The 26124-nt window shown below is 65.2% G+C and carries 21 protein-coding genes; 8 read left to right on the top strand and 13 right to left on the bottom strand.

Translation table 11 applies throughout. The features are described 5' to 3' along the window. Window positions 1-36: 36 nt before the first annotated feature. Window positions 37-1605 (bottom strand): methyl-accepting chemotaxis protein, encoded by a 1569-nt coding sequence (locus tag RP6297_RS20465; RefSeq protein WP_009240576.1) that lies wholly within the window; start codon window positions 1603-1605, stop codon window positions 37-39. Window positions 1606-1894: 289 nt separating this feature from the next. Between RP6297_RS20465 and RP6297_RS20460 the strand changes: the two genes are divergently transcribed. Then, entirely contained in the window at window positions 1895-2035 is a 141-nt protein-coding gene (locus RP6297_RS20460) for an entericidin A/B family lipoprotein (protein WP_009240575.1), read from the top strand. Between the two features lie 77 nt (window positions 2036-2112). Here the strand turns inward: RP6297_RS20460 and RP6297_RS20455 are convergent, their stop codons facing one another. Further along, window positions 2113-3840: a phospholipase D family protein gene (locus RP6297_RS20455; RefSeq protein WP_009240574.1), complete on the bottom strand. Its 1728-nt coding sequence runs from the start codon at window positions 3838-3840 to the stop codon at window positions 2113-2115. A 185-nt stretch (window positions 3841-4025) separates the two neighbouring features. On the opposite strand from RP6297_RS20455, the gene cls reads away from it, so the two are divergent. Both cls and RP6297_RS20445 read left to right on the top strand, forming a co-directional pair. After that, window positions 4026-5459 (top strand): cardiolipin synthase, encoded by a 1434-nt coding sequence (cls, locus tag RP6297_RS20450; RefSeq protein ID WP_009240573.1) that lies wholly within the window; start codon window positions 4026-4028, stop codon window positions 5457-5459. A gap of 92 nt (window positions 5460-5551) precedes the next feature. Beyond that, the gene (locus RP6297_RS20445) at window positions 5552-6814 is read left to right on the top strand and encodes an MFS transporter (RefSeq protein WP_009240572.1); all 1263 of its coding nucleotides are present in this window, start codon (window positions 5552-5554) and stop codon (window positions 6812-6814) included. A 56-nt stretch (window positions 6815-6870) separates the two neighbouring features. Here the strand turns inward: RP6297_RS20445 and RP6297_RS20440 are convergent, their stop codons facing one another. From RP6297_RS20440 to RP6297_RS20400, 9 genes are all read right to left on the bottom strand, one after another. Beyond that, window positions 6871-8238, bottom strand: coding sequence for an MATE family efflux transporter (locus RP6297_RS20440; RefSeq protein ID WP_009240571.1), 1368 nt, complete (start codon window positions 8236-8238; stop codon window positions 6871-6873). Further along, complete coding sequence (locus RP6297_RS20435) at window positions 8235-8849, bottom strand: DUF2239 family protein (RefSeq protein WP_009240570.1); 615 nt, start codon at window positions 8847-8849, stop codon at window positions 8235-8237. Before RP6297_RS20435 ends, RP6297_RS20440 begins: the two co-directional genes overlap by 4 nt. Before the next feature lie 109 nt (window positions 8850-8958). Next, window positions 8959-11700 carry a nitrate reductase gene (locus RP6297_RS20430; RefSeq protein ID WP_009276967.1) on the bottom strand — a complete coding sequence of 914 codons (2742 nt, stop codon included), beginning with the start codon at window positions 11698-11700 and terminating at the stop codon, window positions 8959-8961. A gap of 290 nt (window positions 11701-11990) precedes the next feature. Then, window positions 11991-13217: an NAD(P)/FAD-dependent oxidoreductase gene (locus RP6297_RS20425; RefSeq protein ID WP_009240568.1), complete on the bottom strand. Its 1227-nt coding sequence runs from the start codon at window positions 13215-13217 to the stop codon at window positions 11991-11993. Between the two features lie 2 nt (window positions 13218-13219). Beyond that, on the bottom strand, window positions 13220-13555 hold the full coding sequence (gene nirD / locus RP6297_RS20420; RefSeq protein WP_009240567.1) for a nitrite reductase small subunit NirD: 336 nt from the start codon (window positions 13553-13555) through the stop codon (window positions 13220-13222). A 26-nt stretch (window positions 13556-13581) separates the two neighbouring features. Beyond that, window positions 13582-16137, bottom strand: coding sequence for a nitrite reductase large subunit NirB (nirB, locus tag RP6297_RS20415; RefSeq protein WP_009240566.1), 2556 nt, complete (start codon window positions 16135-16137; stop codon window positions 13582-13584). 14 nt (window positions 16138-16151) lie between these two features. Beyond that, on the bottom strand, window positions 16152-17474 hold the full coding sequence (locus tag RP6297_RS20410) for an MFS transporter (RefSeq protein ID WP_009240565.1): 1323 nt from the start codon (window positions 17472-17474) through the stop codon (window positions 16152-16154). Between the two features lie 385 nt (window positions 17475-17859). Continuing rightward, window positions 17860-18153: a hypothetical protein gene (locus RP6297_RS20405; RefSeq protein WP_004627538.1), complete on the bottom strand. Its 294-nt coding sequence runs from the start codon at window positions 18151-18153 to the stop codon at window positions 17860-17862. A 161-nt stretch (window positions 18154-18314) separates the two neighbouring features. Then, entirely contained in the window at window positions 18315-18569 is a 255-nt protein-coding gene (locus tag RP6297_RS20400) for a GlsB/YeaQ/YmgE family stress response membrane protein (protein WP_004627540.1), read from the bottom strand. Between the two features lie 208 nt (window positions 18570-18777). On the opposite strand from RP6297_RS20400, the gene RP6297_RS20395 reads away from it, so the two are divergent. The 4 genes from RP6297_RS20395 to RP6297_RS20380 all read left to right on the top strand — a co-directional run bounded on the left by RP6297_RS20395 (window position 18778) and on the right by RP6297_RS20380 (window position 22447). After that, window positions 18778-19338, top strand: coding sequence for a GbsR/MarR family transcriptional regulator (locus tag RP6297_RS20395; RefSeq protein ID WP_009240564.1), 561 nt, complete (start codon window positions 18778-18780; stop codon window positions 19336-19338). A 15-nt stretch (window positions 19339-19353) separates the two neighbouring features. Continuing rightward, window positions 19354-20727 (top strand): cytochrome ubiquinol oxidase subunit I, encoded by a 1374-nt coding sequence (locus RP6297_RS20390; protein WP_009240563.1) that lies wholly within the window; start codon window positions 19354-19356, stop codon window positions 20725-20727. Then, a complete protein-coding gene (locus RP6297_RS20385) occupies window positions 20724-21755 on the top strand; it encodes a cytochrome d ubiquinol oxidase subunit II (RefSeq protein ID WP_009240562.1) in 1032 nt (343 codons plus the stop codon). The genes RP6297_RS20390 and RP6297_RS20385 overlap by 4 nt, the downstream gene beginning before the upstream one ends. A 260-nt stretch (window positions 21756-22015) precedes the next feature. Next, on the top strand, window positions 22016-22447 hold the full coding sequence (locus RP6297_RS20380; RefSeq protein WP_009240561.1) for a PGDYG domain-containing protein: 432 nt from the start codon (window positions 22016-22018) through the stop codon (window positions 22445-22447). Between the two features lie 4 nt (window positions 22448-22451). On the opposite strand, the gene RP6297_RS20375 is transcribed toward RP6297_RS20380, so the two are convergent. Then, on the bottom strand, window positions 22452-23381 hold the full coding sequence (locus RP6297_RS20375; protein WP_009240560.1) for a hypothetical protein: 930 nt from the start codon (window positions 23379-23381) through the stop codon (window positions 22452-22454). A 182-nt stretch (window positions 23382-23563) separates the two neighbouring features. Between RP6297_RS20375 and RP6297_RS20370 the strand changes: the two genes are divergently transcribed. Further along, window positions 23564-24460 carry an oxygenase MpaB family protein gene (locus tag RP6297_RS20370; RefSeq protein WP_009240559.1) on the top strand — a complete coding sequence of 299 codons (897 nt, stop codon included), beginning with the start codon at window positions 23564-23566 and terminating at the stop codon, window positions 24458-24460. 11 nt (window positions 24461-24471) lie between these two features. On the opposite strand, the gene RP6297_RS20365 is transcribed toward RP6297_RS20370, so the two are convergent. After that, the gene (locus RP6297_RS20365; protein ID WP_009240558.1) at window positions 24472-26052 is read right to left on the bottom strand and encodes an MDR family MFS transporter; all 1581 of its coding nucleotides are present in this window, start codon (window positions 26050-26052) and stop codon (window positions 24472-24474) included. Window positions 26053-26124 lie beyond the last annotated feature (72 nt).

Genomic DNA, 26124 nt, shown 5'->3' with positions numbered 1-26124 from the left:
CAGGCGGAAGGGCATTGGTGTTGGCGCCCGCGCTGCTTATGTGTGTTCGACGCGGAAGACCGCCACCGCGCTGCGCAGCGCCTCCGCTTGCTCTTCCAGCGATTCCGCCGCGGCCGCAGCCTGCTCGACCAGCGCGGCGTTCTGCTGCGTCACCTGATCCATCTGCGTGACGGCCTGGTTGACCTGCTCGATGCCGCTGCTCTGCTCTTCCGACGCAGCGCTGATCTCGCCCATGATGTCGGTCACGCGGCGCACGGCCACGACCACCTCGTCGATCACCGTACCGGCTTCGGCCACCAGGGTCGAGCCGTTCTGCACGCGGCCCACCGAATCGCCGATCAGCTCCTTGATCTCCTTGGCCGCCGTGGCGCTGCGCTGCGCGAGGCTGCGCACCTCGCCGGCAACGACGGCAAAACCGCGGCCCTGCTCGCCAGCGCGTGCGGCTTCCACCGCGGCATTCAGCGCCAGGATGTTGGTCTGGAACGCAATGCCCTCGATCACGCCGATGATGTCGGCGATCTTGCGGCTGCTTTCGTTGATGCCGGCCATCGTGTCGACCACGCGGCCGACGACTTCTCCGCCTTTGACGGCGATGTCCGACGCGCTGACTGCCAGCGTGCTCGCCTGACGCGCGTTGTCGGCGTTCTGCTTCACGATGCTGGTCAGCTCTTCCATGCTCGACGCTGTTTCTTCCAGCGATGAAGCCTGTTGCTCCGTGCGCTGCGAGAGATCGGCATTGCCGGCTGCAATCTGCTTGGTGGCGCTGGCGATCGAATCCGATCCCGTGCGCACTTGCCCGATGATCTGCTGCAGGCTCGTTTGCATGGACGACACCGCGTGCATGAGGCGAGCGGTCTCGTCGCGCCGGCCAGCGGTGGTCTGGCCTTCCATTCGGGTGGCGAGGTCGCCGGAGGCCATACGCTCGAACACCTGAATGGCGCGCTCCAGCGGACGCACCACGGTGCGGCCGAGTACGCCACGCGCCACCACCGACAGCACCAGCGCGGCGGCCAGCAAGCCACCCGAAATCCAGATGCTCATTGCGTAGCGCGATTGGGAATGGTCAAAGCGTTGCTGGCCGTACTTGAAGCGCGCCCCGACCAGCGGCCCGAGCGCCGTGTCGTAATCGACGAAGAGCTTCGGCACCAGGTTCGTGTTCAGCTCACGGTACGTGGTGAGGTCGCTGCGCTCCAGCGCGGCAATGGCCGGCTCCAGCGCGGTCTTGACGAACTTGGTGCGGGCGGCGTCGGCGGCTTGCAGCTGGGCGCGGTCGGCCTCCGGAATCGGCAGCTTCATGAACTGGGCCCAGGCATCGTTGGCCGAGTTGACCATGGTGTGCGCATCAGCCAGCAGCTTCTTGAGTTCTTCCGGCGACGAGACCGAATCGAAATTGGTCAGGTGGATGCGCGCCCACAGCAGGTTGATGGTGTCTTTGGCCAGCAGGTCCAACCCCTTGGCGTCTTCCAGATACACCGCGCGCAAATCGTCATTGGTCGCCCGGCCGGTGGTGATACCCGCGAAGCCCACCAGGGCAATCATCACTGCAAATACCGCGACCAGAAACGTTAGCCGCGTGCGAATGCTTGTGTCCATCCACTTCCACATGTGTTTTTCTCCTGCATGGTTGGGCCGTGCGGCGCCGAGATCCCGTCCCCGCGCCCCTCTTCAGGCACCCTGTTCACTCCCAAAGGTGCTAACGGCAGCGGACGGGAGAAGTAGAGGGCTGCGCCCCGAATGTCCGGAATGCGCCGCAAGTGATATGCAAGACGGCAAAAAAGATGCGGCCGACGCACCCCACGTGCGCGGGGTCGCACTAAAATGCGGATTGCGCCACCGCTGGGGTGGCAATCACCAACATCGTGCGGGATACCGCACGGCTCACAAGGGGATCGAGATGAAGAAACTGATCGCACTGCTGGCCCTGGGCTGCGCCGTTCTGGCTGGCTGCAACACGATGGCGGGCATGGGTAAGGACATCCAGACCGGTGGCCAGAAGCTGGAAAACGCGGCTGACAACACCAAGCAGAAGATGTAATGAGGCAACGGCCGGGCAACCCCTGGCCAGAGCTGCGAAACGCCGCCCTTCGCGGCGTTTTCTCTTTTTGGGCCCCGCTATAGCAGCTCTTCCGGGGTAAACGGCGCCAGCATCTGGATCCACGTCCGGCGGCCCAGGCCGACCTCGGGCTCGTGATCGACGACGACCTCCTTGCCGTTCTCGTGCGTGGTCCAGCGCAAGTGGCCATCATCCTTGGTCACCCGGTAGGCACTGTCGCGCACCGAGTCGTCAAACAGCCGGGCTACCGCCTCCGACAGCACCGGACTGCGGATGATCAACCCGGTTTCCGTGTTCAGTGCGATAGAGCGCGGGTCGATGTTCATCGAGCCGACAAACAGCGTGCTGCGGTCCACCACGATCGATTTCACGTGCAGGCTCGCCTGCGAGGAACGGAACGTGCCGAACATCTTTGGCCGATCGCCCAGCGTCGGACGGAGTTCGTACAGTTCAACACCGTCGTCGACCAGCTCGCCACGATATTTCGCATAGCCGACATGCACAATGGGCGCGTCGGTCGCCGCCAGGGAGTTGGTCAGCACGCGCAGGCGCACGCCGCGCTCCTCCAAATGCTTGGCCACCTCAACACCACGCTTGCCTGGCACGAAATAGGGCGAGATCAACACCACCTCGCGCCGGGCATCGTCAATCATGTGCAGGAGCGTCTGGGCAAGGCGTTCGCCGCCCGGTTCCACCTTGTCGCCCGACACCTTTGCCGGACGGTCGACGATCACCTGCGCGGGTGCCCACTCCAGGCGCAGCCGGCCCCGGGCGATCTGATCGGCAAGGAACCAGTCACGCGGGGCAGGCTTGAGCGGCAAGGGTTCTTCCGGCGCCGGGCTGACGAGGTCCGTCTGGTTGCGACGTTGCTCAACGTGCGAGACCACCTGGCCCGATGACGGCTCGCTCGAACCCGAACCGGTGTCGATCGGCTGGGTCGGCACGTCGATATGCTGCGGCGCACCCTCCGGGCGACGCGGCATTGTCACCGGCGGCGGATAGTTCCCCTCTTTTTGCTCGGGCGGATGCGCGGCAGTCGGCTCGGGCGCCAACGCCCGCACCGGATAGGCGAATTCGCTGTTCCAGTAGGCATCGAACGCTGACGACAATTGCCGCACCGCGGGCCCCGCGGCCAGCACGTCGAGATCCACAAAGTTGGTGGTCTGATTTTGCGTGAAATACTCGGCGCCCAGATTGCGCCCGCCTGTCACGGCCAGCGCGTTGTCGGCAATGAAGGCCTTGTTGTGCATGCGCCGGTTGACGCGGCGGAACTCGGCCGCGCCGCTCAGATACCGCGTCAGATTCGACATCCGACCGCCCGGAAACGGGTTGAACAGGCGTACATCGATGTTCTTGTGCGACGAGAACTTGAGGAACGCGAGATCACGCCCGTCGCTGTGCAGGTCGTCAACCAGCATGCGCACACGCACGCCGCGCTCGGCAGCCGCCAACACATGACGCATCAATTCGCGCACGCTGTTGTCGCTTTCAATGATGAAGTACTGCAAGTCCAGCGTGCGTTCTGCCCGGTCGGCCAGTGTGAGCAGCGTGGCGTAGGCTTCTTCGCCCGAGGGGATCAACCGGAAGCCGGACACATCGGCCGACGGCGCGTTCGTCTGAGCGAGACGCCCCAGCAAGGTGGCCGATTCAGCATTGGGCAGCGCCGTCGTCACAGGCCGATCGACGTGCTCGGGCAGGCTTGCGCAGCCCGTCAGCAGCGCAATGACCAGCCAGGCAAACCAGGCGCGCAGATAGGCGGTCGGGTGGTTCCTTGGGTGCCCTTGCATGTTCGATGTCGTGTTGGGTACGTCAAGTCGAGAGGACGTCCACTTCACACCAGCATGCGGCGTGCCTGGACAGACAGCACGGTCAGACTACGCGAGATACCCGCCGAGGCAGTATCCGTGTTTATCCGACGCCACCTGCGGCGTGTCAAAATGGCCCAAGGTGTGCCCTCTTCCCACTGCGTTCGATGCTGACCAACACCACCGCATTTGCCGCCTTTCTCTTTCTTGTGCACTCCGTGGGCGTGCTCGCGGCCATGCATGCCGTGCTGACCGTGCGTACGTCCCAGGGCGCCATCGCCTGGGCCATCTCACTGGTCACGCTGCCGGAATTCACGCTGATCCCGTATCTGATCTTCGGGCGGAGCACCTTTGCGGGCTATGTGGATGCGCGGCGCTTTCACAACGCCCGCCTGCGCGAAATCACCCTCTCCGACGACTGGCGTCGACTGCGCGACCATGAATCGAGCGTGGTCGCGCCGCAGCACACCTGCATGCAGGCCTTGCCGCGCCTGACCGGCACACCGTGCCTGGCGCGGAATCGCGTGCGGCTGCTCGTCAACGGCGCAGAAACCTTCGAGGCCATCTTTGCGGCCATTGCGCAGGCGCGCCGGGTGCTGATCGTGCAGTTCTTCATCGTGCACGACGACACGCTTGGCCGCCGACTTGCCGAACTGCTGCTCGATCGCGCGCGGGCCGGGGTGCGCGTCTACTTTCTTTTCGACAGCATCGGCTGCCACGCGCTACCTCGCCGCTATGTGCAGCGGCTCATTGAAGGCGGCGTACACGCCAAGCCGTTCTCCACCCATGCCGGGTTCGTCAACCGCTTCCAACTCAATTTCCGCAACCACCGCAAGCTCGTGGTGGTGGACGGCGAGCGCGCTTACGTGGGCGGCCACAACGTCGGCAACGAATACATGGGCGAAAAGCCGCCGCTTGCACCGTGGCGCGACACGCATATCGAGATCGTCGGTGCCGCCGTGATGGACCTGCAGCTCACCTTTGCCGAAGACTGGTACTGGGCTGCCCGCGAAGTGCCGCAACTGATCGTGCCCGAGCTGCGCCCCGAAGAAGACATGGTTTGCCAGGTGGTCGCCAGCGGCCCGGCCGACAAGCAGGAAACCTGCTCGCTGTTCTTCATGGAGGCCATTCAGTCGGCGCGCAAGCGGCTGTGGATCACGTCGCCGTACTTCATTCCGGACGAAGCGGTGTTTGCCGCGCTGCGCCTGGCCGTGCTGCGCGGGGTGGACGTGCGCATCCTGATCCCGTCGCGGCCGGACCATCACATGGTGTTCCTGGCGTCTACGTTGTATGCGTATCAGGCGATCCGCGCGGGCGTGAAGATCTACCGCTACCTGCCCGGCTTCCTGCATCAGAAGGTCGTGCTGATCGACGACGAGGCCGCTGCCGTGGGCAGCGCCAACCTCGATAACCGTTCGTTCCGCCTGAACTTCGAGCTGATGATCATGACCGCCGACTCGCGCTTCGCCAACGATGTCGCGCAGATGCTCGAAGCCGATTTTTCCGAAGCCGCCCGCGTGGGCCGTGACGAATACGAACGCGCACACCCGCTGCGCCGCGTGATCATGCACGTGGCCAAGCTGTTCGCGCCCATCCTGTAGCCACGGTCGCGCTCCGAATTTGCCCGCAAGAAGCGGAGCGCATCCAGAGATCGCCATCCCTACCCTGAAGCGGACCTCTTCAGGAGTGTGCGATGTCCGATCCCCATGACCCTGCTGTCGACCATCTGCCGCCGGGCTTCAACCGGCTAGCGGGTTCCAACCTGGCCGCGCAGTCTGCCGAACAGATTGCGCTTGCCGCCATGCCAATGGTGGCGGTGCTCACCCTGCATGCCGACGCCAGCACGGCGAGCTGGCTGCAAGTGGCGCTCACGCTGCCGTTCGTGCTGTTTGCCATTCCTATCGGCATGCTGGCCGACCGATGGCCCAAGCGCGCCCTGATGGCCGGCGCAGAGGCGGTGCGCGCGTTGGCCTTGTTTGCTGTGGCGGGGTTGCTGGTGGTCGGGCGGCTGAACCTGGCCGCGCTCGGTGTGCTGGGCTTTGTTGCCGTGTGCGGCACGGCGGTGTTCAGTGTGGCGGCGCCTGCATTGGTGCCATCGCTCGTGCCGGCAGCAATGCTCGCGCGCGCAAACGGCCGCATCGAATTGGCGCGCACGATCGCATTTGCGTGCGGGCCGGCCATCGGCGGTGCGCTGATCGGCTGGACAGGCTCAATGGCGGCGTTCGCGCTGGCGGCGGCGCTGTCCGCCGTGGCTGCGGCGCTGATGGCTGGCGTAACCGCCCCGGCGCCCGTGGCCCGGCGCGCGGCGCATCCGCTGCAAGACATTGCCGAGGGCGCGCGCTTCGTGTTTCAACACCCGCTGCTGCGGCCGGTATTCATCACGCAATACGTTTTCACCATGTCCTTCTTCATGGTGCTTGCCATCTTCGTTCCGTATGCGGCGCACCGGTTGAGTCTTTCTGCACAGGCGATTGGGTTGACGCTCGGCATGTACGGCGCGGGCATGGTGATCGGCGCACTTCTGGCCGCGCGCATCCTTGCGCGCTGGCGCTTCGGCCATGTGGTGGCAACTGGCCCGGTGTGCGGACTGGCGGGCGGCGTGCTGCTTGCGGCCACACTCTGGCAGCCTTGGCCGGTGCTGGCACAGGCGGGCTTCTTTCTGCTGGGTGGCGGACCCATTCTTTGGGTGGTGAGCACGACCACGCTGCGGCAGACGGTGACGCCACCCGCGTCGCTGGCGCGCGTATCCGCAGTGAATGTGATGTCGTATGGCGCTCGGCCGGTCGGTGCGGCAATGGCAGCGTGGCTCGCCGCACACGCCGGTGTGGGCGCGTGCCTCGTGGCGGCGGCGGCGGGCTTTGCCCTGCAGCTGCTGTGCATTGTGCAATCGCCCGCAGTGCGGTTGGTGCGTCAACCGCGTGCGGACGATGCGTCGGCCGGGCTCGAGCCTGCCTGAGCCGCATGGGCATCGCGACCACCACGCCGCCTCTCAATCAGCCGGCAGCGGTGGCGTCAAACCATGCGGCGGATGCCGAACCGCTGCGCGCGGCGTCGCCACACGAGCGCGTAATACAGCCCCTGCATCACGAACATGGCGAGGAAGGCAGCCGGATACGCAGCCCAGATGCCGTCGGTGCCGATATGCCGGCTCAGCACCCAGGCCACCGGCACTTCCACCGCCGCAATGGCGAGGATGGAAATGGCCGTGGGCGCCATCACCGTGCCGCTTGAGCGCATCACGCCCGAGAAGACGCTCGCCATGCCGAAGATGACGGAACTCCACAGCGAGATGTGCAGCAGGCTCTGGGCAAGGCCCATCACTTCTGCGCTGGTGGTAAACCAGCCGATCACGGCACGCGAGAACAGCAAGGCCATCACCACCAGTACGCCGGTAATGGCCACGTTGAGCCAGAGCCCGGTACGGGTGATGGCGTCCAGCCGTTCCGTATTGCCCGCACCGATGGCCTCCGCGCCGAGGATGGACGCCGTGATCGCAATCGACATGGCGGGAAACTGCACGTAGCTGATGATCTGCGTGCCGGCGCCGTACGCTGCCGTCGCGTCGGAGCCGAAGCCGTTGACGAAGGACAGCAACGCCAGCTCGGCAATCGAGATGACCACAAGCTGCACGCCCGTCGGCACGCCGATCTTCAGCACGGTTTTGAGCACGCCAAAATCGACCCACAGGTGCCGCGCCAGCACGGCATCGGGCGCCAGCGGATGATTGCGGCGGCGCAGGAAGAAGGCGAGCCACACCAGCGCGACCGTGAACGAAATGATGGTCGCCGCGGCGCCGCTTGCCACGCCCAGTTGCGGCAAGCCGAACCAGCCGCGAATGAAGGTCGGCGTCAGCACCAGCCCGATTGCAGTCGACAGCGCGAGGGTGCGCAGCGGCGTGCGCGTATCGCCCACGCCGCGCATCATCGCCGTAGCCAGCAGGTAGACGAACAGGCCCGGCATGGCATAGAGCATGACGCTGGCGTAGAGCGTGGCGTCTTGCAGGATGTCGGCCGGCGTGCCGAGCCACCCCAGCAGCGCGTTAGCGAACGGGCCACCCAGCAGCGCCACCGCCAGGCCCACGATGAAGCCCACGGAGAGCGTGGTGCCGGCAACAGTCTTGACCGCCTCGGGCTTCTTGGCGCCCCACGCCTGCCCGATCAGCACCGCCGCACCGGACCCCAACCCGATGATGAAGGCGATGAAGAAGAACAGGATCGGGAAGAACGCCGACACCGCGGCGAGTGCCTTCACGCCCAGCATGTGGCCCACATAGACGTTGTTGAGCGTGCCCGACAACGATTGCAGGATGTTGGCCAGGATCAGCGGGCCGAGAAATGCAATGAATGTTCGCCACAACGGGCGAGCAGCAAGCGCTGTCATGCAGCCTCCTGTTGAGGTTGGAATGCCCGGCTCGCCAGTTCGCGCGCAAAATCGCGCACATCGGCGGGCCAGGATTGGGTGAAGGATTCGAACGCCGTGGCATCTGCGGCAAACAAGGCGCGCGTGGCGTCTTCAAAGCGTGCGGCATTGCCGGCCATGGCCGACATGAAGCGGTAAGCAGCCTCTTGGGCCTCGCGTCGGCGGTTTGCGCCTTCGGCGGCGCGGCGTGCATCTTCCACCAGCTTGCGCAGCGTAACCGACGCCCCACCCGGCTGCGCGGCCAGCCAGTCCCAGTGGCGAGGCAGCAAGGTGACCTCGCGCGCAATCACGCCGAGCTTTGGGCGACCAGGGCCACGCGGGCGGCTTTCGGGTTCAGCGGGTTGCGTGGCAGATGGCGCGGCGCGATCGAGGCGGGCAAGCACGTCTTCCACCGTGCCGCGCAAGTCGAATTCCACCGGCTGCGCGGTGGTGTTGTCGAACACCAGCACCTGCGATTCGGGGTGTGCATCGACGTGGATCTTGACGGCCCGGGCGACGTCGCGGACGGGCCCGGCTGCCAGGCGCTGCGTGCCGGCAAACGCCGTGCACGCTTGGGTTGCTGCGGCATCCATGAGAAACGCTCCTGCTGAAGTTTCAACAGGAATGCATTCTACCCGGGTTTAATTGGATGTCAATATTACCCGGGCATAAAATCGCTATCGCGCGCAGCGTGACGCGCAGTCACGCCGCCTGCTGCACGCGCGCCTCCACCAGCAACCGCTTCAGCTCCGGCACGCACGAGCCGCAATTGCCGCCCGCTTTCAGGCAGGCCGTGATTTCACCAGTGGATTGCAGGCCCTTGGTGCGAATCGCATCGCAGATGGTGTTGCGGCCCACGCCAAAGCAGGAGCAGACGGTCGGCCCCACATCGACGCCCGCTTCGATCGGCTGGCCGAGCAGCACGCCCGCGCGATCGACGTCTTCCAGGCGCTCTTGCGCAAACAGGCCTGCCAGCCAGTTGCGCGACGGCAGATCCGGGCGCGGTGAGAGAAACACGCAGGCTTCGATGCGGTCGTCCACCACGTGTACGGCGCGGTAGACACGCGCGGTGGTGTCTTCGTATTCAAGCCAGTCGGCGTGCGGATCCGTCACGCCAAGCAGCGCGCGCGCCCAATTGTGTACCGAGTCCAGTTGCTGGCGGCCGGCCAGCTCATAGCGCACGAATTGCTTGCCCTGGATGCGCGTCCACCACGTTGCATCGTCGGTGTCGAGTGCGCTGCGCGAGAGGACAAAGCCGTGCCAGGCCACATCGAACGGCTCGACCATCACCGGCGTGTGCTTGAACTCCGGCTCGCCGGATACCGGGTCGACCACCGGATTGACGACCGCACCGACGCGCGCATCGGAAGCAAACTGGCCGTTCCAGTGGATCGGCACAAACACGCTGCCGCGCGCGATGCCGCCCGTCATGCGCACACGCGCCACCACGCTGCCCCAACGCGACGACACGCGCGCCAGGTTGCCTTCGCGCACGCCAGCCAGCAGCGCATCGTGCGGGTGCAGATCGACGAACGGTTCGGGCACGTGGTCGGCCAGCTTGAGGGCGCGACCGGTGCGCGTCATGGTGTGCCATTGGTCGCGCACGCGGCCGGTGTTCAGGATGAGCGGATAGTCGTCATCGACCGCATGCGCCGGCGCGCGGGCCGGCGTCGGCACGAAACGCGCACGACCATCGGTGTGAGCGAAATGGCCATCGCTGAAGAGGCGCGCTTCGCTGTTGCCCGACGTTGCGATGGGCCATTGCACGGGCGACATGCCGTCGTATGCTCCGGCATCGAGCCCCGCCAGGCCGCCGAGGTGGAAGGCGCGGCGAATGCCGCTTGCATCGTTCGCGTAGGCGGACAGGCGTGCGTGTTCATCAAACACATTGCCGGGGCTTTTGAAATCGAAGCCGTCGTATCCCATGCGGCGAGCGACGTCGGCGATGACGTCCCAGTCGGCGCGCGCCTCGCCGGGTGCCGGCAGAAAGGCGCGCTGGCGCGAGATGCGGCGTTCGGAGTTCGTCACCGTGCCGTCTTTCTCGCCCCAGCCAAGCGCGGGCAGCAGGATATCGGCCAGCGCGGTAGTGTCGGTGGCTTCAACAATGTCTGAAACGACGACGAGTCTGCACTTGGCCAGCGCACGGCGCGCCTGGTCCGCATCCGGCAGGCTGACCACGGGATTGGTGCCGATGATCCACACGGCCTTGACGCGCCCGTCTTCAACGGCCTTGAACAGGTCGACCGCCTTGAGGCCCATCTTGTCGGCCATGCGCGGCGACGCCCAGAACGTTTGCACGAGGTCGCGATGCGACGGATCATTCAGCTCCATATGCGCGGCCAGCATGTTGGCCAGACCGCCCACTTCGCGGCCGCCCATCGCATTCGGCTGGCCGGTAATCGAAAACGGCCCCATGCCGGCGCGGCCGATGCGGCCGGTAAGCAAGTGGCAGTTGATGATGCTGTTGACCTTGTCCGTGCCTGCCGTCGACTGATTCACACCCATCGAGAACGCGGTGATGGTGCGTTCCGTATCGGCAAACCAGCTGTAGAACGTCAGCAGATCGTCGAGCTTGAGCTTGCAGGCCTTGGCGACGGCTTCGACGTCGTCGCTGCCGGTGCCGGCGGCCTTCAGAGCGGCGTCCGGGCCGTTGGTATGCAGCGTGACGAAATTCCTGTCCACCACGCCACGCCGCGAGAGGAACGACAACAGGCCGTTGAACAGCCGCACATCGGTACCGGGCTTGATGGGCAGATGCAGATCGGCCAGCTCGCACGTGGCCGTGTGGCGCGGGTCAACCACCACCACCTTCATCTCGGGCCGTGCTTCCTTGGCCCGCACGATGCGCTGGAACAGGATCGGATGGCACCACGCCGTGTTCGAGCCCACCAGCACGATGAGGTCCGCCGCTTCCAGATCGTCATAGCAGACGGGCACGAGGTCTTCGCCGAACGCGCGCTTGTGGCCCGCCACGGCCGACGACATGCATAGCCGAGAGTTCGTATCGATGTTGGCCGTGCCGATGAAGCCCTTCATCAGCTTGTTGGCGACGTAGTAGTCCTCGGTCAGCAACTGGCCGGAGACGTAGAGCGCGACCGCATCGGGGCCGTGTTCGTCGATGATGCGGCGGAAACCCTGGGCGACGGTGTCGAGCGCGGTGTCCCATGTCACGCGCTGCAGCGGGGCAATGGGGGCGTCGAGGTCATGCGAGCGTTGGCGGATGGCGGGATACAGGAGGCGGCCTTCTAGGCTGACGGTTTCTCCCAGCGCGGAGCCCTTCACGCAGAGGCGCCCTGCGTTGGCGGGGTGCGTTGGATCGCCTTGAATGCTGACACTGCCATCCGCTTGCGGGGTCGCGAGCACGCCGCAGCCGACGCCGCAGTAGGGGCAGGTGGTGCGCACGGCGTTCGGTATTGGGTGGATGGGGATGGTGGTCATCGTCATTTCCGTATTGCTGTGCGTTTGTCGTGCACCCCTTGTTTCACCCCCTGCCGGGGGCGACTCACTTTCTTTGTCTTGCCAAAGAAAGTAAGCAAAGAAAGGCGCGCCCGAGATGGCGACTTCCCCTTGAATTTATGTAACCGGGCGGGGAAGGAGGCAAACTCGCTTCGCTCAGCCAAGCCTCTTTCCTTTTTCCGCCCGCTTACAGAAATTCAAGGCGCCATCTAGGGCTTCAACGGCCACACCGGCGGCGTGCAAAGGGTGTTGCCGGTGTCGCGTCTTGCCGGTGTTCATTACGCGGCTTCCGCTTCGCAGAGCGCTCGGCCAAACAACAGGCGCTGGCGGATCGACGTGATGGGCACCTCGCGTTGGATCAGGTCGAAGTACCACGGGCCGTCTGCTACATCGCCGTAAAGGACTGCGCCGACGATACGGTCTTCCTTCAGCACCAGGCGCTTGTAGACGCCGCGGCGCGGGTCGCGCAGCACGATGTCTTCGGTGCCGTCGCCGCCGATGAAATCGCCTGCCGAATACAAGTCCACGCCGGTGACCTTCAACTTGGTGGCCGTGGCTTGCTGAACGTAGCGGCGGTGCCCGGCGCCGGCCAAATGTGCGGCGCACACGCGGGCCTGGTCCCAGATGGGTGCAACGAGGCCGAACGTGGCGCTGCGGTGCTGCACGCATTCGCCCACGGCATAGATGCGGGGGTCATAGGTCTGCAGCGTGTCGTCAACGATGATGGCGCGCTCGCAATGCAGGCCGGCGGCCTTGGCCAGCTCAATATTGGGGCGGACGCCGGCAGTCATGACCACGAGGTCGGCGGGAATCTGGGTGCCGTCCTTGAAGCGCACAGCGGTCACGCGGTCGGTGCCCAGCAACTCGGCCGTGTGCGCGCCCAGCAGGAAGCGCAGGCCCTTGGCTTCCAGCGCCTTCTGCAGCAACTGCGCGGCGGGCTTGTCCAGTTGTCGCTCCATCAGCGTGTCGGGCAGGTGCACGACCGTCACGTCCATGCCTTGGCGCATCAGACCGTTGGCCGCTTCGAGCCCGAGCAGGCCGCCGCCGATGACGACCGCATGCCGGTGGTTGCGCGCGGCCTCCAGCATCGTCTCCACGTCTTGAATGTCACGGAAGGCGATCACGCCCGGCAGCAGGTGCCCCGGCACCGGCAGGATGAACGGGCGCGAGCCGGTGGCGATCAACAGGCGGTCGTAGCGCATCTCCACGCCGTCGCGTGAGCGCAGCGTGCGGCGCGGGCGGTCGATGGCGACGACCGGGTCACCGGCGTGCAGCACGATGCGGTTCTGGTCGTACCACTCACGCGTGTTGAGCATGATGTCGTCAACCTGCTTCTCCCCTGCCAGCACAGGCGAGAGCAGGATGCGGTTGTAGTTGCCGTGCGGCTCTTCGCCAAACACGGTGATGTCGTACAGGTCCGGCGCGAGCTTGAGCAATTCTTCGACCGTGCGCATGCCGGCCATGCCGTTGCCAATGACGACCAGCTTGGGGCGCGCCGACGTCATGCTCACACCCCCACCCAGATGGTGCCGTTCTCGACCTTGGTCGCGTACGCGTGCACAGAATTGGCCGGCGCTTCCAGACACTCGCCCGTGGTCAGATCGAAATGCTGCTTGTAGATCGGCGAGGCCACGACGATGCGCTCTCCCAGATTGCCGATCAGCCCGCGCGAGAGCACGGCTGCATGGGCATTCGGATCGTAGTTGCCGATGGCGTACACGGTTTGCGTGGTGCTGCCCACACGGAACACGGCGACCTGGTCACCGTCCACCAGCGCGCAGACGCCGGTGTTGGGCACGATGTCGTCCAGGGCACAGATGGGCGTCCAACGGGATGCTTGCATGGCGACCTCCTCTTCCTCTAATTGGCTCAAGCGGCTTCGGCAACGACAGGAATGCGCACGGGCCGCGTCTTGGCACGCTCCTCGACCGAGGCCGGGCGGATCTGGCCGCGTTCTTCGACAAAGACGACATTCGCATCCTTCGCTTCGCTGTTGACGAAGTGGCGGAAGCGCTTGCGCACGTCAGGGTTCGTCACAGCCGTCTTCCATTCGTCCTGGTAGGTGTCGACCACGTGCTGCATCTCGGCTTCGAGTTCGGCCACGACGCCCAGCTTGTCGTTGATCACCACATCCTTCAGATAGTCGAGACCGCCTTCGAGGTTGTCGCGCCATGTGCTCGTGCGTTGCAGGCGGTCGGCCGTGCGCACGTAGAACATCAGGAAGCGGTCGACATACTTGATGAGCGTTTCCCGATCGAGGTCTGCCGCCAGCAGTTCGGCATGGCGGGGCTTCATGCCACCGTTGCCGCACACATACAGGTTCCAGCCTTTCTCGGTGGCGATGATGCCGACGTCCTTGCCTTGCGCCTCCGCGCATTCACGCGTGCAGCCCGAGACGCCAAACTTGATCTTGTGCGGCGAGCGCAGGCCCTTGTAGCGGTTCTCCAGCGCTACCGCAAAGCCCACCGAATCGCCCACGCCATAGCGGCACCATGTGGAGCCCACGCACGACTTCACAGTGCGCAGCGATTTGCCGTACGCGTGGCCCGATTCAAAGCCGGCCGCGATCAGCTCTTCCCAGATCAGCGGCAACTGCTCCAGCCGCGCCCCGAACAGATCGACGCGCTGGCCGCCCGTGATCTTGGTGTACAGGCCGTATTTCTTGGCGACCTGGCCTACGGCGATCAGGCCGTCTGCCGTGACCTCGCCACCCGGCATGCGCGGCACGACGGAATACGTCCCGTCCTTCTGGATGTTGGCGAGGAAGTAGTCGTTGGAATCCTGCAGGCTGGCATGCTCTTTCTTGAGCACGAAGTCGTTCCAGCACGAAGCAAGGATGCTCGCCACAGCCGGCTTGCAAATGTCGCAGCCCATGCCGCTGCCATGCGCTTCCAGCAGCGCGTCGAACGACTGGATGCGGCCCACGCGTACCAGGTGATACAGCTCCTGACGCGAATACGGAAAGTGCTCGCAGATGTGGTTGTTGACGGCCAGGCCTTGCTTCTTCATCTCGGCCTTCATCACCTGCGTCATGAGCGGCACGCAGCCGCCACACGAAGTGCCGGCCTTGGTGGCGTCCTTGAGTGCGCCCACGGACGTGGCGCCAGCACACACGGCCTGGCACAGCGCGCCCTTGGACACGTCGTTGCACGAGCAGATCTGCGCGCTGTCAGGCAGTGCATCCACACCCAGCGCCGGGCGTGCGTTGCCATCGGCCTGCGGCAGGATCAGGAATTCGGGCGCCTCGGGCAGTTCGATGCGGTTGAGCATCATCTGCAGCAGCGTGCCGTATTCGGCCGCATCGCCCACCAGCACGCCGCCCAGCAAATACTTGCCGTCTTCCGACACCACCAGCTTCTTGTAGATCTGCTTGCGCTCGTCGGTGAACTGCACGCTGCGGCTGCCCGGCGTCACGCCCTGCGCATCGCCCAGGCTGGCGACATCCACGCCCATCAGCTTGAGCTTGGTGCTCATGTCGGCGCCGCTGAACTCCGACGCATCGTCGGCGGCCAGGATCTGCTTGGCGGTGATGCGCGCCATCTCGTAGCCGGGCGCAACCAGACCGTAGACCTTGCCGCCCCACAGTGCGCATTCGCCAATCGCGTACACATCCGGCGCGGAGGTACGGCATTCGGAGTCGATCACGATGCCGCCGCGCTCGCCCACCTCCAGCCCGCAAGCGCGCGCCAGTTCATCGCGCGGGCGGATGCCGGCCGAGAAGACGACCATGTCGGCTTCCAGGTGCGTGCCGTCGGCAAAGTTCAGGCGGTGCGTCGCCGTTTCGCCGTCGACGATTTCCGACGTGTTCTTCTGCGTGTGAACGGTCACGCCCAGGTCTTCGATCTTCCGGCGGAGCATGCGGCCGCCGCCGTCGTCCACCTGCATCGCCATCAGGCGGCCGGCAAATTCGACCACGTGCGTTTGCAGGTTCATGTCGCGCAGCGCCTTGGCGCATTCCAGCCCCAGCAGGCCGCCGCCGATGACGACGCCCGTCTTGGCACGCTGGCCGCATTCGGCCATCGCTTCGAGGTCTTCAATGGTGCGATAGACGAAGCAGTCTTTGCGGTCGCGGCCCGGTACGGGCGGCACGAACGGCAACGAGCCCGAAGCGAGGACAAGCTTGTCGTACGGCAGCACCTCGCCGGTCGAGGCCGTCACCGTTTTGGCGGTGATGTCGATGGCCGTGGCGCGGGCGTTGAGCTTGAGCACCACGTCGTCGCGGTCAAAGAAGCCCGGCGCCACGAGCGAGAGCTCTTCCGCCGTCTTGCCCGTGAAGAATTCCGACAGGTGCACGCGGTCGTAGGCGGGGCGCGGCTCTTCGCACAGCACCGTCACCTGGAGGTGATGGCCCGGAGCATGCAGCAGGCTTTCCAGAAACTTGTGGCCCACCATTCCGTGGCCAATGACGACGATCTTCATGGTCATGGTGATGTCCTCTTTCAGGCGTTGCCGGCAGCGGCCAGCGTGTTGTCGTACAGCGCTTGTTCGCGCGCCTTGTGTTCTGCCGAGAAGCGCACGGCAATGGCGCAGATGGCCGACAGCGCCACCAGAACGCCGAGGATGGACAGCGTGGCCTGCGTATCGGCCATGCCCTTGAGCAGGAAGCCCGCCGCCACCGCGCCCGCGTTGCCGCCCGCCCCGATGATGCCGGCCACACCGCCGAGCGCACGGCGGTCAATGAACGGCACCAGCGCATACGTGGCACCGCATGCCATGTGCGTGAACAGGCCGAAACCAAGCATCGCGAGCACCGCCACCGTCACGCTTCCTGCATGGGCAAAGCCGAACAGGCCGAGGCCCTCGCCCATCATCAGCACGCACAGCAGTTGGGTGCGCGCATCCAGGCCTCGCTTGGCAGCCACGCGGTCCGACACGATGCCACCCAGCGCACGGGCAAACAGCGCCAGCAGGCCGAAGCTCGCCGCAGCCATGCCCGCGGCCGACAGCGACAGGCCGAAATGATCGACGTAGTAGGTGGCGGCGATGTTATGGATGAAGATCTCCACGCCAAAGCACGCGCCGTAGGTAATGAACAGCAGCCACACCCGGTAGTTGCCGGCGGCGGCCACAAAGCTGCCCCAGCCGCCCTTCTTGCCGCCTTCGATGGTCTTGCCGGCGGCGCGCAGTGCGCTGAAGTTGCCTTCCGGGCAGTCCTGCGTATAGCGCCAGTACAGCGCCGCGACGAGCAGCATCGCCACGCCCGGCACCACCATGGCCAGGCGCCAGCCCATGCTCTGCGTCACGCCCATCATCACGATGGCGGTCAGCAGCAGCGGCATCGTGCCTTGCGCCACACCGCCGCCTGCGTTGCCCCAGCCGGCCGCCGCCGCGTTGGCGGTGCCCACCACGTTCGGCGCGAACATGACCGACGTGTGGTACTGCGTGATGACGAAGCTCGCACCAATCGCGCCAATCGCCAGGCGGAAGAACAGGAAGGTCTCGTAGCTTTGCGCGAGTGCCACGCCCAGCACCGGGATGGCCCCCAGCAGCAGCAAGCCGGTATACGTCTTGCGCGGGCCGAAGCGGTCGCACAGCGGGCCGACGATCAACCGCACCAGGATCGTCACCGCCACCGCCGCGATGTTGATGTTGGCGATCTGCCCCGGCGTGAGGTGGAACTCGCCTTTGAGCACCGGCATGAGCGGCGCGCAGGCGAACCATGCGTAGAAACACACGAAGAACGCGAGCCACGTCAGATGGAAGGCGCGCATCTGCGGCGTACGCAGGCTGAACAGGTCGATTCGGGTGGCTTTGCCGGTCATGTTGAATCCCAATCAGGGGCCGAAAAAAAGAAAGGCGTCCGAGAGCCCGGCTGCACTAGCCAGGGTCTGGGACGCCGTTGTCCAAGTCGCCCTGAGCACCAGGGCCTTCACCACGAAGAGCACGGATCGCCTTTGACCCGCGCAATGGTGCTATGCAACAGGTATGCCAGGCTCACAAAGCCTTGTCCTATCGCGGTTTACAGGAAATTGGCCAGACACCGGCCAGGGCGCGTGCCTCACACACGGGCACCGCACCGCACGCTTTCGGTGCAGACACGATTCGGGATGGTGCGGCACAGCAAATGCGTCGGCCGCCGCCAAGGGCGACCGGCGCATCTCGTGCATGACCGATAGGAAGGGAAGCTGCCCGGATCAGGTTTCGGCGTCAGTAGCCGTGCGTCACGATCGACAGCACCGAGAGATCCGGATGCGTGCCGTCGACAATGCTGCGCGCCACGTGTACGGCTTCCTCCATGGCCTCTTCGGGGCTGCGGAAGGTATCGTCGCCATCTGCATGAAAGGGCACGACATGACCGGGCAACTGTGGATCGGCGCCGGGGTGGCACACGTAGCCGGTGTAGGTGTAGCGCGAGGAGTTTGCCCGTGTCGGGCTTGGAACAACGTGAATTTCGAACCCTTCGTAGAGTTCTTGCGGTGCGGTGGTGAGCTGGTCAGACATGGTGGCCTCGCCGGGTTAGCGTGTACCGGCCCCGCCGGCGCTTGTGGCGCGGCGCGGCTGCCCTGGGTTCAACCAGTCTAGGTGATGCGGTGCATGTTGAAATCCGGCGGTTGGATGACATGCGCATCCACCGCCGTTCTTGACGCCGGTGCTGGCGCGCGCTAGGCGCGCTTGATCAGCCGGATGATGAACAGCAGGATCACCGCGCCGATCACCGCCGTGATGATCGAGCCGATCCACCCACCGCCCAGCGAGATGCCCAGCACCCCAGCCAGCCATCCGCCGATGAACGCACCGACGATGCCGACCACGATGTCGACGAAGATGCCGAAACCGCCGCCCTTGACCAGGATGCCGGCCAGCCAGCCTGCCACCGCGCCGATGATCAACCAGGCAATCAAACCGTGTGAGGCCATGTTTGCGCTCCAGAGAATGTGCGTTTTGAGGGACGTTACCGCATAGGCATAGTAGGCGAAGACAGCACAATCGCGATGTGCGTTCGACGGGGTTTTTGCAATTGCGTCGGGCTCAATCCGAGCATCCCGCGACAGCGCGTCACATTGCACTGCAGGGTAGGACGCCTAAAATTTCAGAAATTCCTGAAAATTGAGAAAGATCAAAACAATGCAACTCTCTCCCTTGAAACAGCGCTTCGTCCTGCATTTCGGCGAGATGGGCAGCCGCTGGGGCATCAACCGCACCGTCGGGCAGATCTACGCGCTGCTCTATGCTGCGCGCGAGCCGATCAACGCGGACGAGATCGCCGAGTCGCTGGGCTTCTCCCGCTCCAACGTGAGCATTGGGCTCAAGGAGCTGGAGTCGTGGAAGCTGGTGCGGCTGTCGCACAAACCGGGCGACCGGCGCGAATACTTTTCGGCCCCTGACGACATCTGGACCATCTTCCGCACGCTGGCGGAAGAACGCCGCAAGCGGGAGATCGACCCCACGCTTTCGCTGCTGCGCGACGTGATGCTCGAATCCCCCACGGATCCGGATGACCGCCACGCGCAAGCGCGCATGAAACAGATGTACGAGCTCATCACGCTCATGACCAACTGGTTTGACGACGTGCAGAAGCTCGACGCCGAATCGCTGCAGCAACTCATGAAGATGGGCGCCAAGGTGCATAAGTTGCTGGAAATGAAGAACAAGCTTGCCGTTGTCGTTGGCGGCAAGTCCAAGTAGCCCCCGAGAAAGCCCATGTCACTCGATCCCGTTGTCCTGGCGCGCATCCAGTTTGGCGCCAACATCACCTTCCACATCCTCTTTCCCACCATCAGCATCGCGCTTGCGTGGGTGCTTCTGTTCTTCAAGCTGCGCTATCGCAAGACCGGTGACGAGGCCTGGATGGCCGCCTATCGCCTTTGGGTGAAGGTCTTCGCATTGACGTTCGCGCTGGGCGTGGTATCCGGCGTGACGATGAGCTTTCAGTTCGGCACGAACTGGCCTGGCTATATGAATACCGTCGGCAATATCGCCGGACCGCTGCTGGCGTATGAGGTGCTGACCGCGTTCTTTCTGGAAGCCAGCTTTCTCGGGATCATGCTATTCGGCACCGGCCGCGTGAGCCCGCGCATCCACACATTCGCGACGTTCCTTGTCGCGTTGGGCACGACCATCTCTGTCTTCTGGATCATCGCGCTCAATTCGTGGATGCAGACACCCGCCGGCTACGTGATGATCGACGGCCGTGCGCATCCGCAAAGCTGGCTGGCGATCATCTTCAACCCGTCGTTTCCCTACCGGTTCACGCACATGCTGCTGGCTTCGGGGCTGACGGTGTCGTTCCTGCTGGCGGGGTTGTCCGCTTACCGCTGGCTGCGCAACGACCGCGGTGGCGACGTGCGTGGGGCGCTCAAGACCGGCGTGGTGCTTGCCGCCATGCTCATCCCGTTGCAGATTGCCGCCGGAGATGCGCACGGCCTGAATACGCTGGAACATCAACCTGCCAAGCTGGCCGCGATGGAAGGCATCTGGCAAACCGAACGCGGTGTGCCGGCCGTGCTGTTCGGCATTCCCGATGCAGCAACGCGCAGCAATCGCTACGAGATCGCGGTGCCGAAGGTGGCATCGCTGTATCTCACGCACTCGCTCGACGGCGAAGTGCGGGGGCTCGATCAGTTCGATCAGCATCCGCCCGTGCTGCCCGTGTTCTTCGCCTTCCGCCTGATGGTGGGCGTTGGCTTGCTGATGCTGGCGGTGTCGTGGACCAGCGCCTGGCGCCTTCGCCGCAATGGTGAACTGCCGCGCTGGCTGGCGCGCACCCTCGTCGCCATGACGTTCTCCGGCTGGGTGGCGGTGGTGGCCGGCTGGTACGTGACCGAGATCGGCCGGCAACCGTGGCTTGTCTACGGCGTGCTGACCACTGCGCAGGCCGCCTCATCCGTGCCCGCGCGGATGATCGGCAGCACGCTGGCGATGTATCTCGCGCTGTACGCGTTCCTCATCGCCTCCTACATTGGCGTGGTGTTCTATCTGGCCCGCAAGGCCGGCGGCGCCATCGACCCGACCGATGCCGACATCCCCGGCAAGCACACCTCTGAACTTTCCGCGCCCGTCGCGAGCCACGCATGAGCACCATTCCTGACCTCACCCAACCCGCCGGCTGGCTGCCGGTGGTCTTCATGGCCCTGATGGGGATCGCCGTGCTGGCCTACGTCGTCCTCGACGGCTACGACCTGGGCGTCGGCATCCTGCTGCGCCGCGCCGACGACGCCGAGAAGGACACCATGATCGCCTCCATCGGCCCGTTCTGGGACGCCAACGAAACCTGGCTCGTGCTCGGGGTCGGGCTGTTGCTGGTGGCGTTTCCGGCCGCGCATGGCGAGATCCTGGGCGCGCTGCATCTGCCGGTGGCGCTGATGCTGTTCGGGCTCATCCTGCGTGGCGTGGCATTCGACTTTCGCGTCAAGGCACGCGCGCACCACAAGCCGTGGTGGAATCGCGCGTTCTATGCCGGCTCTGTCATTGCCACCGCAGCGCAGGGCCTGATGCTCGGGCTGTACATCACCGGCTTCCAGTACGACGCGGCCAACGTCATCTTTGCGATCTGCACGGCAGGCGGCCTGATTGCCGGCTACCTGCTGCTGGGCGCCACGTGGCTCATCATGAAGACGGAAGGCGCGCTGCAGCTGCGCGCGGTGCTGTGGGCACGCGGCAGCCTGTGGTTTACCGCGTTGGGCGTGGCCGCCGTGTCGCTGGCGACGCCGTGGGTCAGCACTCGCGTGTTCGACAAATGGTTTGCGCTGCCGAACATCATCCTGCTGGCGCCCGTGCCGCTGGTGACAATCGTGCTGTTCCTGCTGATCGACTGGGTACTGCGCCGCCTGCCGCAGCAGATTGCGAAGGGCGATGAACACCTCGTCTGGGCGCCGTTCGTCGGCACCGGCGCCATCTTTCTGCTGGCCTTCAACGGCCTCGCCTACAGCCTCTTCCCGTATCTCGTGGTGGACCGGCTCGACATCTGGCAAGCGGCCAGCGCGCCGGAATCGCTCGAGTTCATGCTGGTGGGCGTGGCCATCGTGCTGCCGACCATCGTCGGCTACACGATCTACTCGTACAAGGTGTTCCACGGCAAGGCGACGGAGTTGCGGTACTACTGAGTCAGCTACGAGCGCAGATACGTCCGCCCGGTGCTGTCTTGACGCTCGACTAGCCTCGCGGCCGGCGCTGCGACAGCACCCACAACATCGCGCCCACGGCTTCCGCCTGCGAGCGCGTGCAAGTCTTTTCAAACATGGCCCGCAGTTGCGAGCGTACGGTCGACCGAAGCGGTAGATCATCGACTGCCGATAGGCGACCATTTGCGCTACGCTTACGACCTCTCGCCCGACCTCGCCTTCATCGCCTTCTGCGTCACCTCATGCCTACCCTGCAACACGTCGACCTGCGCACGGACCCCGCCGCCCGCCCTTTTGTGAAGGACGAGACCGTCCACGTCGACTTTGCCACCCAAGCCGGCGAGTTGATGAGCCTGGAAGGCCCGAACCGCTACGCCCCTGGCGATGCACTGATCACCGGCTCAACCGGCGACCGCTGGGTCGTTTCGCGCGAGCGTTTCGATGCAAAGTACGTCCCCGCCGATGCATCGCTCGCGCAGGGTCAGGCCGGCGCTTACCGCAACCGCCCCAGCGTGGTGCTGGCCAAGCAGATGCGCGAAGCGTTCTCAATGGCGCGCTCCGAAGCCGGTGACGTACTGCACGGCCAGGCCGGCGACTGGGTGCTCCAATACGCCCCCGGCGACTACGGCGTCGTGCAGGCGCGGCGCTTCGCCAAGGTCTACCGCCCGGCCTGAAGCGTCACTGCGCCGCCTGCCGCTGGCGCTCGACTTCGTGGTGCTTCATCTGCAGGTAGTCCTGCCGCTCCACTTCGTGCAACTGGCGTGCGTACTGCTCGGTGGCGTTGAACCACGTGTTCAGCCGCTGCTGCAAACGCTGGTCCGGCGGCGCAGACAGCGACTTCAGATACGCATCGATGGCGAGGTAGTAGCGCATCGTGTTGCGCTCAAGCAGGCCGCGCACGCCGCCCACGAATTCGGGCTCCCCACCCGGTGACGATTCCGCCGTCTTGGTGAACCCGACCTTGCCGCTGCCCACGGTTGCAAGGTACGTGCGCATCGCCAGTCGGCCGGCGGCGCCGTAACCATAAGCGTAGGTCAGGTGCAGAAACGTGTGGTTGCCAGTGCCCGGCGCGGGAATGGCCTCCAGCATGATGTGGTAGTCGCGGGTGCTGAGCGGGCCGGAAGCCGCGCTGAGTTCAACGCGAAAGTAATCCGCACTGCTGACAACAGGGTGATAACCAAACTCAAGGCGATAGCTGGCGGAAAGCGAGTCTTCTACCTTGCGGCCGAGGTTCACGTTGAGCACGCTGCTGTCCGCGCCGTGTGTGGCGTGGCAGTACTTGATATTCAGATGCAGGATGAGCACGTCGCACCAGTTGGCTGCACCGTGCTCCGGGTCGCCCAACGCGCCCTTGACGGTGGCAAACGGGTAGTCGAGCACGCTATAGATGTCGCTCTTGAGCCGGTCGGGGGCTTCGGTGGATTCCAGGACCAGCGGGCGATGGAACACGTTATCGGCCAACTGTGGCGCCACGCTCTGGTATTTGTCGCGCAAACCTTGCGCGTTGTCTGCCGCGCGCCCGGGGAGGCTCAGGCATAAGCCGACCAGCAGCGCACCCAGGACAAGCCAGTCCAACCAGGTGGTATGTCGGTGGGGGGTCATAGGCATCGCGTTCTCGTGGGACTGTTCTCCATTCTAGGAGGGGCGGATAAACATGCCGTCGCAACAAATGGTCCTGCGCATGCACATCGGCTGCGGCGTTCTGTCATCACGGCGGGCACCGTGTGCTCCGGTGCGGGTCGGTAGAATAGAGGCTTCCTCGCCTCGTGCTTCCCGGCACTTTCGGCACCATGCCCTCGCCACTCGTCGCCATTCGCGAACGCATCGCCAACCAGGTCCGCGGCCTGACGCGCGCCACCGGCAGCCTGACCCTCGACATTGCCTCGCCGCCGGGCGACCCGGGCCTGTTCGGCCCCGACGCGGTCTGCTGGAAGGTCCATGCCGATTTTCCGGCGATGATGGCCGGCGGGATCAGCGCGCTGTTGTTGCAAGCGCTGCACCCGCGCGCGCTGGCCGGCGTGTGGGACCATTCCAACTTTCGCGAAGACCTGCAAGGACGCCTGGGCCGGACCGCACAGTTTGTGGCCGGCACCACGTACGGCAGCCGACACGATGCGCTGGCGCTCATCGACCGCGTGAAGACCATCCACGACCGCGTGCAAGGCATCGCGCCCGATGGCCGGCCGTACTCGGCCAACGACCCGGATCTGCTCACCTGGGTACACGTGGCCGAGATGTCGAGCTTCCTGGCGGGCTATCTGCGCTACGTGGATGCCAGCCTGAGCGGCGCGCAACAGGATCGTTACTTTGAAGAGACCGCGCTGGTGGCCGAAATGCTCGGCGCGCACGACGTGCCGAAATCGCGGGCGGCCGTGCAGACTTATCTGAATGCGATGCGCGCCGAGCTGGTGGCCAGCGATCGCACGCGCACGGTCGTGGAAGTATTGATGACGTGGCAGGCGCCGCGCCCGGGGTTGCGCCCTGCGGTACGCCTCTTCCTGGATGCGGGCATCCAGTTGCTGCCGCCGTGGGCAATACAGATGCTTGATCTCAAGCGGCCGCCGCTGCAGGCGACGTTTGCGTCGGCGGCCATGCGCACCGTGGCGCCGACGCTGCGCTGGGCACTCTACGAGGGCAGCGTGGCGCGCCGCGCTCGACGGCGGGCGCTGGCGCCTGCCACAAGCTAGCGCGGCCAGCCTTACTCGACAGCCTCGGCAAGCGACACCTTGCCGCGCAGCGCCTTCTCTTCCAGCCGCATGACCAACAGCGGCGAAATAACCGACACCGCAGCGGCAAAGAAGAACAGATGCCGGAACGCGCTCTCGCCTGCGCGCTGCAGGGCCTGGGCATCGGCACCGCTGCTGGCAAGCGCGGCATGGAAAAGGTCCATCAGCACGTCGCCGCCGGCCGCCACCTGCGCTTCGGGCGCAGCCTGACGCAGCAGCGCAATCAGCACGGACGTCAGCACCGCCACACCCACCGCGCCACCCAGCAGGCGCGAGAAGGCGGTCAGTGCCGTGGCCAGGCCCACCGTCTGCGGCGACACCGCATTTTGCGTGGCCACCAGGCCCGTCGGGAACTGCACGCCAATCGACAGGCCAAGCACGATCATCGCAAGGGTCAGCGCCAACACGCTGTGCGGGTCCAGCAGACCCAGCGATGCCACGGCAAACGGCACCACGCATGCGCCACCCAGCATCAGGGGCTTGTAGCGACCGCTGTGTGTCATCCATTTGCCGGCAATGAAGGCGCCAAGCGGAATCGACAGCGTGAGCGGCACGAGGCGCAGCGCGGCGGCATCGGGGCTGGCACCCGCCACCATCTGGAAGCGCAGGGGCATCAGCACCGACGTGGCGATCAGTTGGAAGAAGCACAGGAACAGCGCCAGGCAGCAGATCGTGACGGTACGGACCCGGAACATCGACAGCGGAATGATCGGCTCGACGGCGCGGTTCTCTTGCCAGACAAACGCGCCCAGCAGCACCACCGCCGCCGCCAGCAGGCCAAGGTTTTCGGGCTGCGTGAGCGGCGTGCCCTGCCCCACGCGGGTGATCATCAGCAACAGCGCGGTCAGGCCCCCGGCAAACAGCACCACGCCCGGCACGTCGATGGGGCGGCGCTGATGCGCCACCGGCAGATGCCGAAGCGTGCGGCGCACGACCAGCAGCGCGACAATGCCCAGCGGCAGGTTGATCCAGAAAATCCAGCGCCATGACAGGTAATGCGTCAGGTAACCGCCGATCACCGGACCGGCGAGGCTGGCCATGGCCCACATGCCGCTCACGTAGCCCTGGTAGCGGCCACGCTCGCGCAGCGGCACCACATCGGCGATCGTGGCCTGCGATACCGAGATCAGACCGCCGCCGCCCAGCCCCTGCAGCACGCGTGCAAACAGCAGCATCGGCATGCTGGTCGCCAGCGCACACGCCACCGACGCCAGCACGAACAGCACGATGGCCGTCGTCAGCATGGCGCGGCGGCCGTAGAGGTCACTCAATTTGCCGTAGATGGGCGTCACCACCGTGGACGCCACCAGATACGCCGACACCAGCCAGGCCATCAACGCAAAGCCGTTGAATTCGCCCGCGATCACGGGCAAGGCCACCGCAACGATGGTTTGCTCCAGCGCGCCCAGCAAGATGGCGAGCATCAGCCCGCCCATCACCGCCATCACCGGAATTTCAGGCACGGGCAGCGCATCCAGCGGGCTGGACGCCGACGCAATCGGTGCAGTAGGCGTATCTGGCTTGGGCGGTTCAATGCTGGGGCGGGAGGACATGGGAACGTGCGCGCATGCCACTCAAGGCACCCGCGCCAATGGGAGAAGCGAAGCCGTTGATGATACTGCCGA

It is taken from the genome of Ralstonia pickettii (assembly GCF_016466415.2).
GTDB classification, from domain to species: Bacteria; Pseudomonadota; Gammaproteobacteria; order Burkholderiales; family Burkholderiaceae; genus Ralstonia; species Ralstonia pickettii.
The sequence above is the reverse complement of the archived record's forward strand: the minus strand, read 5'-3'. Positions and strand labels throughout refer to the sequence as shown.